Source organism: Dactylosporangium fulvum (assembly GCF_025137375.1).
GTDB lineage: Bacteria > Actinomycetota > Actinomycetes > Mycobacteriales > Micromonosporaceae > Dactylosporangium > Dactylosporangium fulvum.
Genome location: NZ_CP073720.1, coordinates 9,141,032 through 9,158,483, shown reverse-complemented (window position 1 = coordinate 9,158,483; position 17,452 = coordinate 9,141,032). Strand labels below are relative to the sequence as shown.

Annotated in this window: 17 protein-coding genes; 12 read left to right on the top strand and 5 right to left on the bottom strand. The window is 71.9% G+C overall.

The features are described 5' to 3' along the window. The first annotated feature begins 6 nt into the window (after positions 1–6). Positions 7–1,155: a hypothetical protein gene (locus Dfulv_RS42115; RefSeq protein ID WP_259859415.1), complete on the top strand. Its 1,149-nt coding sequence runs from the start codon at positions 7–9 to the stop codon at positions 1,153–1,155. Here Dfulv_RS42115 and trpS read toward each other — a convergent pair. Further along, the gene (gene trpS, locus Dfulv_RS42110) at positions 1,088–2,104 is read right to left on the bottom strand and encodes a tryptophan--tRNA ligase (protein ID WP_259859414.1); all 1,017 of its coding nucleotides are present in this window, start codon (positions 2,102–2,104) and stop codon (positions 1,088–1,090) included. The two genes, Dfulv_RS42115 and trpS, sit on opposite strands and share 68 nt — an antisense overlap. Before the next feature lie 300 nt (positions 2,105–2,404). Between trpS and Dfulv_RS42105 the strand changes: the two genes are divergently transcribed. Next, the gene (locus tag Dfulv_RS42105; protein ID WP_259859413.1) at positions 2,405–2,566 is read left to right on the top strand and encodes a hypothetical protein; all 162 of its coding nucleotides are present in this window, start codon (positions 2,405–2,407) and stop codon (positions 2,564–2,566) included. Continuing rightward, a complete protein-coding gene (locus Dfulv_RS42100; RefSeq protein ID WP_259859411.1) occupies positions 2,563–3,069 on the top strand; it encodes a hypothetical protein in 507 nt (168 codons plus the stop codon). The genes Dfulv_RS42105 and Dfulv_RS42100 overlap by 4 nt, the downstream gene beginning before the upstream one ends. Positions 3,070–3,072: 3 nt before the next feature. Here the strand turns inward: Dfulv_RS42100 and Dfulv_RS42095 are convergent, their stop codons facing one another. Then, positions 3,073–3,291: a DUF397 domain-containing protein gene (locus Dfulv_RS42095; RefSeq protein ID WP_259859410.1), complete on the bottom strand. Its 219-nt coding sequence runs from the start codon at positions 3,289–3,291 to the stop codon at positions 3,073–3,075. Positions 3,292–3,432: 141 nt separating this feature from the next. Here Dfulv_RS42095 and nadD point away from each other — a divergent pair, with 141 nt between their 5' ends. From nadD to Dfulv_RS49000, 9 genes are all read left to right on the top strand, one after another. Then, positions 3,433–4,011, top strand: coding sequence for a nicotinate-nucleotide adenylyltransferase (nadD, locus tag Dfulv_RS42090; RefSeq protein WP_406568051.1), 579 nt, complete (start codon positions 3,433–3,435; stop codon positions 4,009–4,011). 90 nt (positions 4,012–4,101) lie between these two features. Next, the gene (gene rsfS, locus Dfulv_RS42085) at positions 4,102–4,485 is read left to right on the top strand and encodes a ribosome silencing factor (protein ID WP_259859408.1); all 384 of its coding nucleotides are present in this window, start codon (positions 4,102–4,104) and stop codon (positions 4,483–4,485) included. After that, complete coding sequence (locus Dfulv_RS42080) at positions 4,482–5,081, top strand: histidine phosphatase family protein (RefSeq protein ID WP_259859407.1); 600 nt, start codon at positions 4,482–4,484, stop codon at positions 5,079–5,081. The genes rsfS and Dfulv_RS42080 overlap by 4 nt, the downstream gene beginning before the upstream one ends. Before the next feature lie 43 nt (positions 5,082–5,124). Continuing rightward, positions 5,125–5,547 carry a hypothetical protein gene (locus tag Dfulv_RS42075; protein WP_259859406.1) on the top strand — a complete coding sequence of 141 codons (423 nt, stop codon included), beginning with the start codon at positions 5,125–5,127 and terminating at the stop codon, positions 5,545–5,547. A gap of 35 nt (positions 5,548–5,582) precedes the next feature. Continuing rightward, positions 5,583–6,452, top strand: coding sequence for a DegV family protein (locus Dfulv_RS42070; RefSeq protein ID WP_259859405.1), 870 nt, complete (start codon positions 5,583–5,585; stop codon positions 6,450–6,452). Between the two features lie 89 nt (positions 6,453–6,541). Continuing rightward, positions 6,542–7,264 carry a helix-hairpin-helix domain-containing protein gene (locus Dfulv_RS42065; RefSeq protein ID WP_259859404.1) on the top strand — a complete coding sequence of 241 codons (723 nt, stop codon included), beginning with the start codon at positions 6,542–6,544 and terminating at the stop codon, positions 7,262–7,264. After that, on the top strand, positions 7,261–9,591 hold the full coding sequence (locus Dfulv_RS42060) for a ComEC/Rec2 family competence protein (protein WP_259859403.1): 2,331 nt from the start codon (positions 7,261–7,263) through the stop codon (positions 9,589–9,591). The genes Dfulv_RS42065 and Dfulv_RS42060 overlap by 4 nt, the downstream gene beginning before the upstream one ends. Before the next feature lie 5 nt (positions 9,592–9,596). Then, positions 9,597–10,565, top strand: coding sequence for a DNA polymerase III subunit delta (holA, locus tag Dfulv_RS42055; RefSeq protein ID WP_406567876.1), 969 nt, complete (start codon positions 9,597–9,599; stop codon positions 10,563–10,565). Further along, a complete protein-coding gene (locus Dfulv_RS49000; protein WP_406567875.1) occupies positions 10,562–12,070 on the top strand; it encodes a hypothetical protein in 1,509 nt (502 codons plus the stop codon). The genes holA and Dfulv_RS49000 overlap by 4 nt, the downstream gene beginning before the upstream one ends. Positions 12,071–12,937: 867 nt before the next feature. On the opposite strand, the gene rpsT is transcribed toward Dfulv_RS49000, so the two are convergent. The 3 genes from rpsT to Dfulv_RS42035 all read right to left on the bottom strand — a co-directional run bounded on the left by rpsT (position 12,938) and on the right by Dfulv_RS42035 (position 17,432). Next, the gene (rpsT, locus tag Dfulv_RS42045) at positions 12,938–13,210 is read right to left on the bottom strand and encodes a 30S ribosomal protein S20 (RefSeq protein WP_259859400.1); all 273 of its coding nucleotides are present in this window, start codon (positions 13,208–13,210) and stop codon (positions 12,938–12,940) included. Between the two features lie 505 nt (positions 13,211–13,715). After that, entirely contained in the window at positions 13,716–14,915 is a 1,200-nt protein-coding gene (locus Dfulv_RS42040) for a L,D-transpeptidase (protein WP_259859399.1), read from the bottom strand. Positions 14,916–14,951: 36 nt separating this feature from the next. Further along, on the bottom strand, positions 14,952–17,432 hold the full coding sequence (locus Dfulv_RS42035) for an ATP-binding protein (protein ID WP_259859398.1): 2,481 nt from the start codon (positions 17,430–17,432) through the stop codon (positions 14,952–14,954). Between the last annotated feature and the right edge of the window lie 20 nt (positions 17,433–17,452).

Genomic DNA, 17,452 nt, shown 5'->3' with positions numbered 1-17,452 from the left:
TGGTCGGTGGGCATCCTCGAACGGCTGACCCGACCAGCCCGGACACCCCGGGAACGTTTCGCCGACCAGGTGCTGGCCGAGCTCCGCAGACGCGGGGTCCGTGACGCCGAGTTCCGCCCGAGCCAGTTCGCCATCGTCTGCGAGTGCGGGCAGGACGCGTACAGCTGGCTTTTCCTGGCCAAGGCCTTCAGCCAGTACCAACGAAATCCCGGCGACAAGAAGCAGTTCGTGCGTGAGTTCGTCACGCACAGCCTCACCCCGCCCGCACAACCCGGGTCCTTCGCCGAAGCGCTGCCCAGATTGCGGATCGCCCTCCGGCACGCCGCCCGCGGCACCCGCACGCTGCGCCGGCCCGCCCTGCCCCACCTCGACGAGGTGGTGCTCTGCGACGAGGTGCCGCTCGACCTCGACAGCCCGGCGCGCTGGGGCGTGGCCGCCGAAGAGATCTTCGCCGCCGCCCGCCACCGGACCCTCGCCCGGGCCGAGCTGCCGTCCTCCGCCGCGTTGTTCGGTCCATCGGTACTGCACGTGCCGGACTACGACGGGGAACAGCTCGTCTCCTGGGTGCTCCTGGACGGCTGGCTCGCCGAGCTCGACGAGCAGGTGGGCGGCCGGGCGGTGGCGTTCCTGCCGAGCACCATGATGCTGCTCATCTGCGCCGATGAGCCCCGGCTCGTCGAGCAGCTGTTCGAGCTCGCCGCCGACGAGTACGCCCGCACGCCCCGGCCGCTGTCGCCGATGGCCTACACCACCGACGACGACGGCCGGGTCGTGCCGTTCGAGCCGGACCGCGGGCACCCCGCCTTCCACGCCGCGGCCCGGGCCCGGCGCCGGCTCGTCACCGACGTCGCCGAGCACCAGCGGCGCACCCTCGGCGACCCGAGCCTCGTGGAGTGCGCGCTGGCCACCCGGCCGGACGGCGGCACGTTCACCACCGCCGTCTGGGCGGTCGGGACGCCGGCGCTGCTGCCGGCGGTCGACTTCGTCGGCGTGTCGATCCCCGGCGAGAAGATCTTCTACGTGCCGTGGGCTCTCCTGGTGGAGGCGGATCTGCTGACCGAGGAGATCGACTTCCGGCCGGCGCGCTTCAGTGCGGTGCCGCGGCCGTCACCGGCCTCGCTGGGCTACCTGCGGGAACGGGCCGTGCGGTTGTGAGGCCGAGCGCCTCGCGCACCCTGCTGACGGTCCGGTCGGCCCGTTCCCGGGCGCGCTCGGCGCCGGCCCGCAGGATCCCCTCGATGTAGGTTTCGTCCATTTCGTGGTACTTCTGCTGGATCGGGGCGAGTGTCGCGACCACCGCGTCGGCGACGGTGGCCTTGAGCTCGCCGTAGCCGCGGAAGTCGCGCCGCTGCTCGCCCGTGCACGCCTCCAGGATGTCGAGCAGGTTCGACACGCCCGGCTTGCGCTCCGGGTCGTGCACGACCTCGGTGCCGGTGTCGGTCACCGCCCGCATGACCTTGCGGCGCAGCACGTCCGGCGGGTCGAGCAGGAACAGCACCCCGCCGGTCGAGGCGTTGGTCTTGCCCATCTTGGCGGTCGGCTCCGCCAGATCGGCTACCCGCGCCGCGACCGCCGGATGGACGGCCTGCGGGACGGTGAGCACGGGGCCGTACCGCTCGTTGAACCGCACCGCCAGGTCGCGGGTCAGCTCGACGTGCTGACGCTGGTCCCGGCCGACCGGCACCTCCTCGATGTCGTGCAGCAGGATGTCGGACGCCATCAGCACCGGGTAGGTCAGCAGTGACAGCCGTGAGCCGCCACCGCCGCCCTTCTCCTTGAACTGGATCATCCGGTGCATCTCGCCGTAGCTCGCCACACACTCCAGCAGGTAGTGCAGCTCGGTGTGGGCGGGCAGGTCCGACTGGCGGTACAGCACGGTTTTTTCCGGATCGATCCCGGACGCCAGCAGCAGGCCGGCGACCTCCATGGACAATCTCCGCAGCACGGCGGGGTCGTGCCGCACGGTGAGCGCGTGCAGGTCGGCGATGAACACCACGGTCGGCTGGGCGTGCTGGCCCTCGACGACCGGTCTGATCGCGCCCATATAGTTGCCGAACTGCAGTGGGCCAGTGGGCTTGAAGCCGGAGATGCGTCGCTTGGACATGGATTTCCCTCCGTCTGGAGTGAGGGGTCCGCGCGGCGCACATGAAAAAGACCGCCCGGACCGGACGGCCTGTCGTGTGGGGATCGTGCGTCTGAGTGCGCGAAGGTAGGCCGCCCCTAAGGGGCGCGCCAGCTGTTGTTCTTCATCCGCACGTCGCCGAGCATAGCACGTTGTGCCGGATGTTATGTCCGCATATGTCGATGCGTGCGCTGGCCCCCTCTGTGGCCCCTCCCAAGCGTGCCGTTCCGGTGTTGGCTGGGGGTCTCACAGTTACGTCGATCGACGGGGGAGGGGACGCTGGTGGACGACGAACGGGCCTGGATGCGGCTCGAATGCCCGGTGTGCCGGGGCTGGCTGGGAGTGCCGGCCGACGTGCCACGAGGGGCCGCGGCGGAACGGGTGGCACGGCGGATCGACGCGTTCACCCACCGGCACCGGGTGTGCGGGCGGGGGCCGCGGTGATGCTGCAGCAGTTCCGGCTGGTGGTGGCCGGGGAGATCGGCGAGGAGCAGGTCGACCGGCTGTTCGACCGGGCCGGCGACGCCTGTGTGGAGGTGGTGCCGGGCGGCTTCGCCGAGGGCGGCCCCTGGGTCGCCTTCGACCGTGACGCACCGAGCGCCGCCGACGCGATCGTGTCGGGTGTTCGGGACCTCGACGGGGCGGGCATGGTGACGGTCTCGGCGGCGGCCGACGATCCGCTCGTCACGCTCCAGACGATCGCGGAGCGGGTGGGGCGGCCGGTCGACGCGGTGCGGTCCTGGCCGCTGCCGTCGCCGGTCGGGCCGCATCCCAGGCGGCCCGTCTTCGACTGGCGGGAGGTCTCGGACTGGCTGGTGCGGCACCGCCGCTATGTGCCGCCGGACGAGGAGGCGGCGCTGCACGCGGTGACGCTGGCTCTGCAGATCCGCGCGCTCGCTCCGCGACTCGGGCGGCTCACGCCGATCCGGTCGCTGCTCTACACGTGAACGTCAGGCGTCGAATTCGCCGTCTTTGGCGCCCAGCACGAAGGCGTCCCATTCGGCCTGGGTGAACACGAGGATCGGGCTCTTCGGGTCGGCGCCGTTGCGCAGGCCGATGAGGTCGTCGACGAAGGCGACCTCGACCCGGCTGCCGTGGCTGTCGCCAGGGGCGGAGCGCCACTGCGCGCGGGAGCTGTCGAACTGGCCCTTCGGGTGGGGCAGCGTCATGTGCGCAACGCTACACGTGGGCGATCCGGGCCGGTGCCGTGACGCCGGCCCGGACACTCTACGTGGGTGATGATCGGCACCATGGTGGATTGCCGGCCGGGCCGCACTGATCATTACGATGCGGTGATGCGTGTGGGCATCATGGGTGGGACGTTCGACCCGATCCACCACGGCCACCTGGTCGCTGCCAGCGAGGTGGCCGACCGGTTCGAGCTCGACGAGGTCGTCTTCGTGCCCACCGGACAGCCGTGGCAGAAGAGCGATGTGGCCGTCAGCTCGGCCGAGGACCGGTACCTGATGACGGTCATCGCCACCGCGTCGAATCCGCGGTTCACGGTGAGCCGTGTCGACATCGACCGTGGCGGGCCGACCTACACCGTGGACACGCTGCGTGATCTCCGGCGTGCATACGGTCCCGAAGCTGATCTGTTCTTCATCACCGGAGCCGACGCGCTCGACAAGATCCTGTCGTGGAAGGACGCCGAGGACCTCTTCGAGCTGGCGCACTTCATCGGGGTGACGCGTCCGGGGTTCGACCTCAACGCCGAACACCTGCCCGCCTCCACGGTCAGCCTGGTCCAGGTGCCCGCGATGGCGATCTCCTCCACCGACTGCCGGCGCCGCGTCGAGGCGGGCATGCCGGTCTGGTACCTGGTGCCCGATGGCGTGGTGCAGTACATCGCAAAGCGCGGTTTGTACCGAAAAGTCGGCAACAACTGAGGGGCAAACTGTCGTACCGGCGTGAGAGGCTAGAACGAGCCCGGTGGACTTTGCATCCGACAGCCGGGGACGTTCGACGAAGGGAGTCCGGTGCCCGCCACTGAGCGAGCCCGAGAGCTGGCGCTCACCGCTGCGCAGGCGGCCGCCGACAAGAAGGCCGAAGACATCGTCATCCTCGACGTGGCCGACCAGCTGGTCATCACCGACGCGTTCCTCGTGGCGTCCGCGCCCAACGAGCGCCAGGTCCTGTCGATCGTCGACGCGATCGAGGAGCGACTGCTGGAGCTTCCCGAGAAGGCGAAGCCGGTCCGTCGCGAGGGTGAGCGGGGCGGCCGTTGGGTCCTGCTGGACTACGTCGACATCGTGGTCCACGTGCAGCACACGGAGGAGCGGGAGTTCTACGCACTCGACCGGCTGTGGAAGGACTGCCCGGTCATCGAGTTCGTGGACCGCGACCTGCCGGCCAGCGCATGACGTTGCTCGTGCTCTGGCGCCACGGGCAGACCGCCTGGAACTTTGGGGGCCGCATCCAGGGCCAGACCGACATCGCCCTCTCCGAGACCGGAGTCGAGCAGGTCCGGGCCGCCGCGCCCCGGCTGGCCGCCCTCAAGCCGACCGTGCTCATCTCCAGCGACCTGCAGCGTGCCGCCGACACGCAGGCCGGCCTGGCGGCGCTGGTCGACCTGCCGGTGCGATACGACGCCCGGCTCCGGGAGCGGAATTTCGGTGACTGGGAGGGGCTGACCCATCCGGAGATCACGGCCCGCTGGCCGGAGTCGTTCGCCCGGTGGCGCCGCGGCGAGCCGGTCGACGACGCCGGGGTCGAGGAGGTCGACGCGCTGAGCAAGCGGGTCGCCGCCGCCCTCCAGGAGGCCGTCGACGCGGCACCGGAGGGCGCGGTCATCGTGGCGGCGACCCACGGAGCCGCGGCCCGTCATGCGACGTGTGCCCTGCTCGGTTGGCCGGTGGAGTTCGCGACGACACTCGGCGCACTGCACAATTGTCACTCCACGCATCTGCTGTATGACACAGTGCGCGGTTGGCAGATGGCGGCACACAACGTGCCGTAGCGTCAGTAGGAACCGTTCGCGGCACAGCCACGTCAGAGGAACCATGAGACTTCGGCACTTCGGACTCGTCGCGCTCGCCGCTCTCGCGCTGGCCGGGTGCGGGGCGGCGGACGGGTCGGACCCGGTAGGGGCGCCGCCGTCCACGGCTGCGGCGCCGTCCTCGCCCTCGCCGTCCGCGCCGTCCGTCGCGCCGACGTCGCCGGAGTCCGCCCCGCCGCCGGGATCCGCCGCGCCGTCCCGGCCGACGGCCGGCGCCATCACCGTCACCGGGCAGGTCCGCGACGGTGTGGAGCCCGGCTGCGTCCTGCTGGCCGTGGGCGACAAGTCCTACCTGCTGCTCGGCGGCGACCGGGCCAAGCTGCGCAGCGGCACGACGCTCACCGTGACCGGCGTGCCGCAGCCCAACATGTTGAGCACCTGCCAGCAGGGCACGCCGCTCCAAGTGGTGTCGATCAAGGAAGGCTAGGCCGGAAGGGGCGCCGGATCGGCTACGGTGCGGTCATGGCCGGCTCACACCCCTCCGTCGCCGTTGTCACCGACTCCACCGCATACCTGCCTGTCGACCTGGCCAACGATCCGGTCCGGCGGCTGACCGTCGTCCCGCTCGCCGTGGTCGTCAACGGTGTGGCCGGCCTGGAGACCGTCGACATCGACTCCGCCACGGTCGCGGAGGCGCTGAACGCCCGCCGGGTCGCCGTCACGACCTCGCGGCCGTCACCCGAGGCATTCGCCGAGGTGTACCGCAAGCTGCTCGACGCCGGCGCGCAGGCCGTGCTGTCCGTCCACCTCTCGGCGAAGCTGTCCGGCACCTATGACGCCGCCGTGCTGGCCGGCGCGGAGTTCGACGGCCGGGTCGAGGTCGTCGACACGCAGTCGACCGGGATGGGGCTGGGCTTCCCGGCGCTGGCCGCCGCCTCGGTCGCGGCCACGGGTGGCTCGCTCGAGGAGGTCCGGGCGGCGGCGGTCGAGGCAGTGGGCCGTACCACCACCCTCTTTTATGTCGACACGCTCGAGTTCCTGCGCCGGGGCGGGCGGATCGGTGCCGCCGCGGCGCTGCTCGGCACGGCGCTGTCGGTGAAGCCGATCCTGCACACCACCGAGCAGGGTGTCGTGGTGCGGGAGAAGGTGCGGACCGCGGGGCGCGGGCTGACCCGCCTGGTCGACATCGCCGACGAGGCCGCGGGGGACGCCGTGGTGGACGTGGCCGTGCATCACCTGGCGGCCCCTGACCGGGCGGACGCGTTGCTCACGACGCTGAAGGAGCGGCTGGGGGAGCGGCTGCGGGCCGCGTACCTGACCGAGGTCGGCGCGGTGGTCGGCGCCCACGTCGGCCCGGGAATGGTGGCCGTGGTGGTGCACCGGACCGAGTAGCCGCCGGTTGTCCACAAGGGCCGTGTTGTCCACAGATCTGGGTTCGGCGGTCGGCGGGAGGACGGTGATCCGGCCTACCGTGCCGGGTCATGTGGCGCTCTGGTGATGACGACGGCGGTGACCGTGCCGCGGTGGCCGACCGGCTGGCCCGCGTGGTCGGCCTGCCCGCGGACCCCGCCGACCCACCGGCATATCCGTGGGACTCCGCCGCCGCGCCGCGGCCCGCCGTGTCCGCGTTCGACCCCGGGCGCCGTGGCGTGCGGGTGCTCGCCGTGCTGGCGGTGCTGGTGGTCGGCGTGGCGGCCTTCCTCGCCTGGCGCTCTCGCCCGCAGGTGACGCCTGCGCCGCGGGCCGAGACGGCGGCCTCCGTGCCACCGTCCGCCTCGCCCGCGCTTCTCGTCGTCTCCGTCACCGGCAAGGTCAACCGTCCCGGCCTGGTCCGGCTCCCGGCCGGCTCCCGGGTCGCGGACGCGATCGAGGCTGCCGGCGGTGCCCTGCCGGGCGCCGACCTCACCGGTCTCAACCTGGCCCGCAAGCTGGTCGACGGGGAGATGGTCGCCGTCGGCGTCCCGCAGCCGCCGGGCGCCGCCGCACCGGCGGCCGGCACCGGCGCCGGCCCGGGCCTGGTCAACCTCAACACGGCCTCGACCACCGAACTGCAGACCCTGCCGGGGATCGGTGAGGTGCTGGCGCAGCGCATCGTCGAGTATCGCGACGCACACGGCGGCTTCCGCGCGGTCGCCGACCTGCGCAAGGTCGAGGGCATCGGCGACGCCAAGTTCCAGCAGCTGAAGGACCGGGTCACGGTATGACCACGGACTTCCGCCTGGCCGGGGCAGCGCTGGGCTGCTGGCTCTCGGCGCTGGCCGCCCTGTTCCTTTCCGCGCCCGCCGGCTGGGCGGTGGTGATCGGCGCGCTGGTCCTGGCGGCGGCCTGGCCTCCGCTGCTCGCCCTCGGTGCGGCCGAGCGGCCGGTGCGGGCGCCGGTGCGGGTCTTGCGCCGGACGCGATGGATCGTGACCGCGGTGCTGTTCGGCGTCGCCTGCGGGGCAGCATCCTCGGCTGCCCGGGTCGGCGAGCGTGACGCGCAGCCGCTCGCCGGCCTCGCCGCCCGTCACGCCACCGTCCACTTCGGACTTGAGGTCGCCGACGACCCCCGACTCGGCCGCTCGACGGTGGGCCGCGACGCGACCGTCGTCGTGCCGGCGCGACTCACCTGGCTCCGCACCGCCGACGGGGCGCGGGTCGACCTGGGGGCGCGGGTGCTGGTCCTGGCGCGCGACCGGGCCTGGCTCGGGCTCCTGCCCGGCCAGGCCGTGGAGGCGTCCGGGCGGCTCTCCCCGTCCGACGGCGGCGACCTGCGCGCGGCGCTCATCTCGGCCGGGGCGCCGGAGCGCGTGAAGCCGGCGCCGTGGGTGCAGCGTGCGGCCGGTGTGCTGCGCGCCGGCCTCCAGCGCGCCTGCGGCCCTCTCCCGCCGGAGCCGGGCGGTCTGCTCCCGGGCCTGGTGGTCGGCGACACCAGCCGCCTCGATCCGGGCCTGGCCGACGACTTCAAGGCGACCGGCCTGACCCACCTGACCGCCGTCTCGGGCGCCAACCTGGCGATCGTCGTCGGGCTGGTGCTGATGATCGTCCGCTGGTGCCGCGCCGGTCCGCGGGTCGCCGCACTCGTGTGTGTGCTGGCACTCGTCGGCTTTGTCATCCTGGTCCGCCCGTCGCCGAGCGTGTTGCGCGCGGCCGCCATGGGTGGCCTGGCCCTCGTCGCGCTGGCGCTCGGCCGGCCGCGCGCGGCGCTGCCGTCGCTCGCCACCGGCGTCCTGGTCCTCGTCGTGTTCGATCCCGAGCTCGCCGTCGACGCCGGGTTCACGCTGTCGGTCCTGGCGACCGGCGGCCTGGTGCTCCTGGCGCCCCGCTGGACCGAGGCGCTGAAGGCCAAGGGCTGGCCCGGGTTCGCGGCCGAGGCGCTCGCCGTGCCCGCCGCCGCGCAGGCCGCGTGCGCGCCGGTGATCGCCGGCATCTCGGCGACCGTCAGCCTCACCACCGTCCCCGCCAACCTGCTGGCGGCGCCGGCCGTCGCACCGGCCACGGTGGTCGGGGTCGTCACGGCGGTCCTGTCGCCGGTGCTGCCGGCCGTCGCGGAGTTCACCGCCTGGCTCGCCTCCTGGCCGGCCCGGTGGCTGGTGGCCATCGCACACCACGGCGCGGACGTGCCCGACGGTGTCGTGCCGTGGCCCGGCGGCACGTTCGGCGGGCTACTGCTGGGCGGGCTGCTCGCCGTGCTGCTGATCGCCGCGAAGCGGCCCGTCGTGCGCCGGCTCGCCCTGGTCGTCGCCGTCGCGGCGGTGCTCGGCGCGACGCCCGTGCGCCTGCTGGCCGGTGGCTGGCCGCCGCCCGGCTGGCTGGTCGTGGCGTGCGACGTCGGCCAGGGCGACGCGCTCGTCGTGTCGACGGGCGGGGCCTCGGCGGTGGTGGTCGACGCCGGACCGGAACCGGAGGCCGTCGACGGCTGCCTGCGCCGGCTGGGCGTGCGGCACGTGCCGCTGCTGGCACTGAGCCACTTCCACGTCGACCACATCGGCGGCCTGGACGGCGTGCTGCGCGGACGGACCGTCGACCGGCTCCTGCTGCCGCCGTTCCCGGAGCCTGCGGCGGGCCGGTCGGCGGTGCTGGCCCGAGGGCTGTCCTCCGGCGACGCGCAGCCCGGGCAGGTGATGACGGTCGGTGAGGTGCGCCTGGCGATCCTGGGCCCGGCGGGGCCGACGACCGGCACCCGGTCCGATCCCAACAACAACTCGCTGGTCCTGATGGTGACCACCGGCGGCGTCCGGGTGCTGCTGACCGGCGACGCGGAGACCGAGGAACAGCTGAGCCTCCGGTCGGCGGCCGGCCCGGGCGGGCTGCGGGCCGACATCCTGAAGGTCGCCCACCACGGCAGTGCGTTTCAAGACGAGGAGTTCCTCGACGCCGTCGCACCGCGGATCGCCCTGGTCAGCGTCGGTGCGGGCAACGACTACGGGCATCCGAGCCCGGTGCTGCTGTCGCGGCTCGTGCGCGGCGGGGCCAGGGTCCTGCGGACCGATCAGGAGGGCGACCTCGCGATCGTCGCGGAAGCCGGTCGGCTCGCCGCCGTGACACGATGAGTCCCGTGTCCAACCTTCCTCGCATCCGCCTGGTGACCGGCGACGAAGAGCTGCTCGTCTCGCGCGCCGTCACCGACACCGTCAACGCCGCCCGTGCCGAGGATCCCGACACGGAGGTGCGGCAGCGTCCCGGCGGTGAGCTGGTCGCCGGTGAGTTGGCGGAGATGCTCAGCCCGTCGCTGTTCGGCGGCCGGCGGGTCCTGGTCGTCAACGACGGGCAGGACGTGAAGAAGGACGTGTCGGCGGCGCTCGTCGCGTATGCGGCCGATCCCGAGGACGACGTGATCCTCGTCGTCACGCACGCGGGCGGCGCCAAGGGCAAGGCGCTCGCCGACGGGCTCAAGTCCGCCGGCGCCGACGTGGTGACCGCCATGAAGATCAGCAAGCACCGCGAGCGGGTCGATTTCGTGCGCAACGAGATCCGCCGGCAGGGCAGCAAGATCGGCGAGGACGCCGCCGAGGCGCTGCTGGCCGCCGTCGGCAACGACCTCCGTGAGCTGGTCGCGGCGTGTTCGCAGCTGGTCGCCGACACGGGCGGGCGGATCGACGCCGCGACCGTCGCGCGGTATTACAAGGGCCGCGTCGAGGTGTCCGGCTTCACCGTCGCCGACGCCGTCATGGTCGGCGACGTTGCCGGTGCGCTGGAGGCGCTGCGCTGGGCGCTGCACGTCGGCGTCGACCCGGTGCCGATCGCGGACGCCATCGCCGACGGGGTCCGCACCGTCGCCCGGGTTGCCGCCGCGGGCAAGGGGAGCGCATATCAACTCGCCGGAAGTTTGGGAATGCCTCCATGGAAGGTGGAGCGCGCGCAGCGCCAAGCCCGTGGCTGGACGGCCGAGGCACTCGTTGATGCCATGCGAGCGGCGGCAGAGTGCAACGCCGCCGTGAAAGGTGGATCGGACGACCGCGGCTATGCGCTCGAGCGGGCTGTGTTCGCAGTGGTCGCAGCGCGCGGTGGAGGAATAGGACGATGACGACCAGCAACGGGTTCGCCTCGCAGGCACCGCTCTACGTGCGTGTACTGCGGCTACGCCACCTGCACATCGGCGGTTTCGTGAGCTTCCTGCTCTTCGAATGCATGATCGCGGCGGGGGTCCTGCTCGCGCTTGCCGAGTTCGTCAGCTGGTGGGCCGTGCCCGTGCTGCCGGCGATCGTCGCCGTCATGGTGAAGGTCAACGACATGGTGATCGGCAGTTCGCGTCGGGCCCGCACGCAGACGCGTTCCGCCGCGCGGGATTCATCCGATCGGGTGTCATCCGCTCGGGTGGATTCGGCTGACCGGACCGGCGAGGGCGCGTCGGCACCACGGCGTACCGCGACCGCGCTCGATCGGGCCGAGATCGCCCGCGCGTCGCGCGGCTCCGTCGCCACCCGGGTCGGCTCGTCCGGCGGCACGGACACCGGCACGGCGACCCGGACCGCCACCCGCCCGCCGGTGGCCGCCGAGCCGCCGGCGCAGCGCAAGAAGGTCGGCGTCATCCGGATCACGGTGCCGGCCCGTGACGGCGGTGCCCGCACGGCCGAGGCTTCCGGCTCCGGCTCGCAGTCCACGCCCGACTACGGCATCTCGCCGGGCGCCGAGCCGCCGTACGAGGCTCCCTACGAGGCTCCTGCCGAGGACGTTGCCGCGCAGCACGCCGAGGTTCCCGCGCAGCACGCGGCGGACGACCACGACGACCGGACCGCCGAGGTGGCGTGGGGCAACCAGGCCGCGACCGGCAACCAGGCGGCGTGGGGCGAGGAGACCGGCGCGTGGGGCGACCAGGCGGCGTGGAGCGCTCCGGCGGCCGGCGGCACCCCGGCGAACTGGGGCGACGAGACGGCCTGGGGCGACCGTGAGGCTTGGGGCGACCAGTCCACCTGGCGAGCGCAGGCGGCGCACGCCGACGATGACAACTTGCGGTACGAACGCAGCTCGCTCGACTGGGACGACGACACCGGCTGGACGAACCAGGCCGCGTGGGGGCAGCACTCGGGCTGGGGCAGCCAGAGCGGGTGGGACACGTCGCAGGGTGCGTACGCTTCGGCGGAGGGCTCATACGGCTCGATGTACGCGCAGACCGACCCTGAGCAGGTGGCTCGTGAGCACGTGGCCCGCGGCGAGGCGTACCGGTCGGAGCAGGTGGGCCAGCACGGGTACCACAGCGGCCAGCACTACGGCGGCGGCCAGTCCCGCGACGATCGGTACGGTCAGGGCCAGTTCGGCGGCGGCCAGTTCGGCGACGGTCAGTTCCGTGATGGCCAGTTCCGCGACGGCGGTGACGGCGAGGGCGAGCGGGCGTACAACCGCGAGGCGGCCAGTGGTGGCGGGCGGCACGCGAAGCAGCAGTCCGTCGGCCGTCGCCGCGCCGACGACACGACGGACAACTTCTCGTCCGGCCACTTCACCCCCGGCCGCCACGCCGAACGCCAGTGGCGCACGGACGACGACCTGGCCCGCCAGCGCACGGGCGGCATCAACCAGGGCCGCTTCGCCTGACACCTGCCGGCGCGGGCAAGGCGCGCAAAGGCCGGTGCCGGCGGAGTGCGCACGGACCAGCGCCGGCAGGGCGCGCACAAGACCGGTGCCTGCCGAGTGCGTAGCTGGTTGTGCGCCCGCTGTCGCGGGGCGTCTTGCTGGTGTGGCAGCGAGTCGCTCGGCCGGACGGGTGCGAGGTGGGCGCGAGCCGTTTTTCACAGATCACGGAAACTCGGTGCTGTTCCAGCAACACCAAGTCTCTGTGGTCATGAAGCAGGCCGGCAGCTCGTCCCGGGCCACAGCATTCGACCAAGGCCGCCCCGTCGACGCAGCTGCCGCGGACGCCGTCCGCGACTGTGGCCAGCCCCGGCCGCCGCGCCCATGATCGCGAACATCTCGCGATCATGGGCGCGGTGGTTGAGTGCGGCCGGGTGGTGCGGCTGCGGTTCGTAGATCAAGGGAAACTTCGGGTTGCCTGGACAGCCAGATGTTTCCGATGATCAAGCAGCCCGGGTCGGGTCAGGCGCGGAGCACGGCCGCCCCGCACGACGGGCCGCGGACGCCGCAGCCCGGCTCCGCGAGGGCACGGCTGGGTGCGCGGCCCGGCTCCGCAGCCCGGCTCCGCGGTCCGGCATCGCGAGGGTGCGGCTGGGTGCGCGGCCCGGCGCCGCTTGACAAAATCCTTCACACATCGCGGAGCTTTTGCGGGGTTCTGACCCCCTGAAAGTTCCGTGATCATGAAACGGTGGGTGCTGCCTGTGGTCGGCGTTGCTTGCGGCCGGGGGAGCCGCCTGTCGAGGTGCATGGGGGCCAACTCGGGCTGTGCGTGATCGGGAAACACGAAAGCGCCGCCCGGCCGGGCGGCGCTTTTCGAGGAGAAGCTGCTGATCAGGCGGCGGTGGTCAGCGTGTGCAGCTTCTTCGTGATGGCCGACTTGCGGTTGGCAGCCTGGTTCTTGTGGATCACGCCCTTGCTGGCGGCCTTGTCCAGCTTGCGGGAAGCGTCACGAAGCAGCGCGGTGGCCGAGTCGGTGTCACCGGCGGCGGTCGCCTCGTGGAACTTGCGGATGGCCGTCTTCAGCGACGACTTGACCGACTTGTTGCGCAGGCGGCGCTTCTCGTTCTGCCGGTTGCGCTTGATCTGGGACTTGATGTTCGCCACGCGACAGCCTCGTCTTATAGCTCGGGTTTGGTTTCCTTGGCGCAAGGAGCAGCGACGCGTCACCGTGCGCGATGAATCAGGCTACCAGGTCCCACCCGGCCAGCCAAAACGGCCCGGAGGAAGAGAGTGCCGCTGCCGCTTCGTGCCGGGGAAGAGTATGCGCCCAAGAACATTGCCACCGCGAGGGAGTAGAGCCGGACCGGGGAAGGAAGCCGTGGCCGGGAGGGGCCGGACCGAGAGGAGGCCGGGCGGGGAGGGAGTCGGGCGAGGAGGAGTCGTGGCCTGGAGGGAGCTGGAGCGGGAGGGAGCCGTGGCCAAGAGCGGGAGCCAGGCGGGGAGGGATTCGAGCCGGGGAGGAGTCGGCCGGGGAGGGGGCGGACTGAGAGGGAGTCGTGGCCTGGAGGGAACTGGAGCGGGAGGGAGCGTGGGGCGAAGGAGGACGGGGCGAACACGCTTCAGCCCGCACCACCCTGGAGCGGGGAGCGCGGGCTGAAGGTGAAGAGCGTCAGACGGGGAGGGCGCTGCCCTTGACGTACTGGTCCCAGGGGAGTTCCCAGTCGGTCCAGCCGTCGCCGTACTTCACGCGCGACTCGGTGTTCTTCACGATGACCGGGTCGCCGATGTGGGTCACGCTGTAGAGCCACTGTGCCAGCTCCAACGAGATGTTCACGCACCCGTGGGAGACGTTCCGCTTGCCTTGGTCCTTCACCGACCAGGGGGCCGCGTGGATGTACTGGCCGCTCCACGTGATCCGCTGCGGGAACTGGACCTTCGTGCGGTAGCCGTCCGGGGAGTCGACCGGCACGCCGTACGTCGACGAATCGAACCACTCCATCTCGTTCTTGACCATGACGATGAAGTTGCCGCTGTCGGAGGGGCTGCTCGGCTTGCCGAGGCTCACCGGCATCGTCTTGAGCAGGACGCCGTCCTCGGTGACCGTCATCTGCTTGGTCTTGTTGTCGACCTCCATGATGAGCTTCTTGCCCACCGTGGCGTCGACGGTGAGGTCCTTCTCGCCGTACCACTTGCCGCCGAACGACACGCCACCCAGCGCGGCCCGCAGGGAGAGTTTTGTCCCCGCCTGCCAGTACTCCTTCGGGCGGTAGTGGACCTCCTTGGCGCTGAACCAGTTCCAGACGCCCTCCTGCGGAGGGTCGGAGGACATGAAGAGCCGCTTCTGTACCTCGGCCCGCTTGTCCTTCGGGATCTCCACGCCGAACGACAGGATCATCGGCATGCCGACGCCGACGACCATGTTGTCGCCGACCTGGCTGGAGACCCGGGCCAGGTTGGCGGGCTTCGCCATGGTGGTGAACTTCACCGAGGTCGTCGCGCCGTCGGCGGTCACCGTGGCCGTGTACTCCGTACCGTACTTCAACTGCTTGGCGGGCAGCCACGACGCGCCGTCGGCCGAGGGTGAGGGCGAAGCGCCGGTCGAAATGGCCGGTGCCGGAGCGCCCTCCACGGTGGCGCCTGTCGAGTCCTTCAGCGTGACGGTCGCCGTCCCGGACGCGGAGTAGGCGATTTCGGTGGCCGTCGACACGTTCTCCGCGCCGTCGGCCGGGGAGGAGATGTGCACCTTCCCGGCGGTGGCCGACGGCCCGGAGGAGCCGCCCTTCCATGTGCTGTTGCCAGAGTCACCGCACGCGGCGAGCACCAGTGTGCTCACCACGACTCCGATCAGGGTCCACCGCCGTCCATGCATGTCACCCAGTCTGCCTCAGAACCGGCGGAGTGCAGCTCAGGGACAGTAGGCCGGCAGTCGTACGACAAACGTCGTCCCCGGCTTGTCACCGTGATCGGTCACCGTGATCGTCCCGCCGTGCCGCTCGACGACCGTACGACTGATGGCAAGGCCCAGACCGGTGCCCGGAACACCCTGGTTGCGGATGTTGGAGCCGCGGAAGAAGCGCTCGAACAGCCGCGAACGCTCCTCGGCCGGGATGCCGACCCCGGTGTCCGTGACCCGCAGCGTGACTCCGGCCACATCACTGTCCAGCTCGATCTCGACCCGCCCGCCGGCCGGTGTGAACTTCACCGCATTGGTGACCAGGTGGTCGACCACCTTGCGCAGGCGCGGCAGGTCGCCGGCGACCGGGGCGGGACGGTCCGGTAGCCGTACCGACACATCAAGATCCTTCTCGTGGGCCGCCTGTGCGTTGGCCCCGGCCACCTCGCGGACCACGGCGGCGAAGTCCACCGGCCGCTCGACCATGGTCACGTAGCCGCTCTCGAGCCCGGCGAGGTCGAGCAGGTCGTCGATGATCGCGCGGAGGTTTTCGGCGTTGCGGGCGATGACCGCGAGGAACTGGGTCCGGGTCGACTCGTCGTCGTGGTCGTGCAGGAGCAGTTCGGTGTACGACGAGATCGAGGTCAGCGGGGTCCGCAGCTCGTGGCCGACCAGCGCGATGAACTCGTCCTTCGCCCGGGCCAGCTGTTTGGCCAGGTCCTCGGCGCGGCGGCGCTCGAGGAACTGCCCGATGTGCGCGGCGATGCCGGACAGCAACGCGATCAGCGACTGCTCGGGCTCCTCGGCCGCGTCGCCGAAGAAGCTGATCGTGCCGGTGACACCGGAGCCGTCGCGGATCGGCACGGCCAGGCCGACCCGCAGCCCGTGCTCGGCCAGCGCCGGCGTGTTGAGCCGGCTCCCGACGACCGAGATGTCCGGAATCCACGCGGACTGGCCGGTCTGCCAGGCGACGCCGGAGACCCCGGTGCCGGGGGCGAGCGGTCCGGGCTCCGGGATCTCGTAGCCGGGCTCGGTCCACATCGAGGCGTTGCGCAGCACGTTGCCGACCTTGTCGACCAGCCACAGCTCGCCGTGCGGCCACTGCAGCGTCTTGGCGACCGCTTCGAGCAGGTGCGGCCCGGCCTCCTCGATCGTGGCCGCGTGTTCCAGGATCCGCGACACCGCCAGCTCGCACTCGATGAGCCGCTGCGCCCGCCGGCGGTCGGTGACGTCATGCAGCGCGGCGACGGCGCCGAGCCGGTTGCCGTCGCTGTCGCGGATCGGCTGCGCGTTGGCGGTGAACGCGCGGCGCGGCCGGTCGGGCAGGTGGATGATCAACTCGGCGTCGCGGACGTGCTCGCCCTGGAACGCTCTGGACAGCGGCAGGTCGTCGGGGCCGATCGGCGTGCCGTCGGGGAGGATGGGACGGTACCGCTCCGCCCACGCGGGATTCGTCGACTGATCCGCGTCGGTGCCGGTGATCTCGCGCATCGCGCGGTTGAACAGGATCAGCCGGCCGCGCTCGTCGCAGGCGACGACGCCGGCGTCGAGGTTGTCGAGCAGTGCGCCGAGGAAGTGCCGGTCCCGGGCGAGCTGCCGTTCGGCGGTGACCCGCTCGCTGATGTCGTAGATGAACGCGTGCGCGTGCCGGCCGAGCGGTCCGTCGATCACGTTGAGGGTGATCTCGACCGGGAACTCGTCCCCGGCCCGGTTGATCGCGTACAGCTGGAGCCGCTGGCCGACGAGTTTCGGCACCCCGCCCCGGGCCATGCGGGCCAGTCCGGCGCGGTGGGCGGCGCGGAAGCGCTCGGGAATGATCATCTCGTCGACGCGCTTGCCGATCGCCTCCTCGGCCGACCAGCCGAAGGTGTGCTCGGCGGCGCGGTTCCACCGCGTGATCTCGCCGCTCAGCTGGATGCCGACAAAGGCTTCGAGCGCGGTCTCCAGTACCGCGTCCGTCTCGGCCGCGGCCAGGGCCATGTCCTCGTGTGTCGTCTCGGCGGCCAGCATGACCTCCAACAGGGACGCGCATTCGGCGATGGCGGTGACGTCGTCGGCGGTCCAGTGCCTGGGCACGGAGTCGGTGACGCAGACCGCCCCGAGCGTGCGGCCGGACCGGTCGTGCACGGGCTGACCGAGGTACGCGGTGATGCCCCGGTCGCGGATGACGGCCAGGTCGCGCAGCACCGGATCGGCCCGGGTGTCGCGGACCACGAGCGGGGCGTCCTCACTGACCACGTACTGGCAGAACGAGCTGGTCGCCGGCTCTGCCGTGACCAGGTCGAGGTCCGATGGCAGGCCGTGCCTGCCGACGATGTGCAGGCACTCGGCGTCGACCAGCGTGAGCAGCCCGACCGGGGCCACCACGGATCGCGCGGCGAGGCGGACCAGGCCGTCGACGGGCGCCTTCGAGGCTGTGAGCAGCGCTCGGGCGCGGCGCAGGGAGGCGAGTCGTTCGGGCTGCGCCAGCACATCGGTATCGAGTTGCGGCATGTCACCCCCAACCCGCAAGC

Excerpts from the sequence above, each read along its gene's own strand:
- Dfulv_RS42095 (WP_259859410.1), bottom strand. The coding sequence starts at position 3,291 with ATGACGCTGCCCCACCCGAAGGGCCAGTTCGACAGCTCCCGCGCGCAG.
- trpS (WP_259859414.1), bottom strand. The coding sequence starts at position 2,104 with ATGTCCAAGCGACGCATCTCCGGCTTCAAGCCCACTGGCCCACTGCAG.
- Dfulv_RS42080 (WP_259859407.1), top strand. The coding sequence starts at position 4,482 with ATGACGTTGCTCGTGCTCTGGCGCCACGGGCAGACCGCCTGGAACTTT.
- Dfulv_RS42065 (WP_259859404.1), top strand. The coding sequence starts at position 6,542 with ATGTGGCGCTCTGGTGATGACGACGGCGGTGACCGTGCCGCGGTGGCC.
- Dfulv_RS42060 (WP_259859403.1), top strand. The coding sequence starts at position 7,261 with ATGACCACGGACTTCCGCCTGGCCGGGGCAGCGCTGGGCTGCTGGCTC.
- Dfulv_RS49000 (WP_406567875.1), top strand. The coding sequence starts at position 10,562 with ATGACGACCAGCAACGGGTTCGCCTCGCAGGCACCGCTCTACGTGCGT.
- Dfulv_RS42035 (WP_259859398.1), bottom strand. The coding sequence starts at position 17,432 with ATGCCGCAACTCGATACCGATGTGCTGGCGCAGCCCGAACGACTCGCC.
- Dfulv_RS42070 (WP_259859405.1), top strand. The coding sequence starts at position 5,583 with ATGGCCGGCTCACACCCCTCCGTCGCCGTTGTCACCGACTCCACCGCA.
- Dfulv_RS42075 (WP_259859406.1), top strand. The coding sequence starts at position 5,125 with ATGAGACTTCGGCACTTCGGACTCGTCGCGCTCGCCGCTCTCGCGCTG.
- nadD (WP_406568051.1), top strand. The coding sequence starts at position 3,433 with ATGGGTGGGACGTTCGACCCGATCCACCACGGCCACCTGGTCGCTGCC.
- Dfulv_RS42040 (WP_259859399.1), bottom strand. The coding sequence starts at position 14,915 with ATGCATGGACGGCGGTGGACCCTGATCGGAGTCGTGGTGAGCACACTG.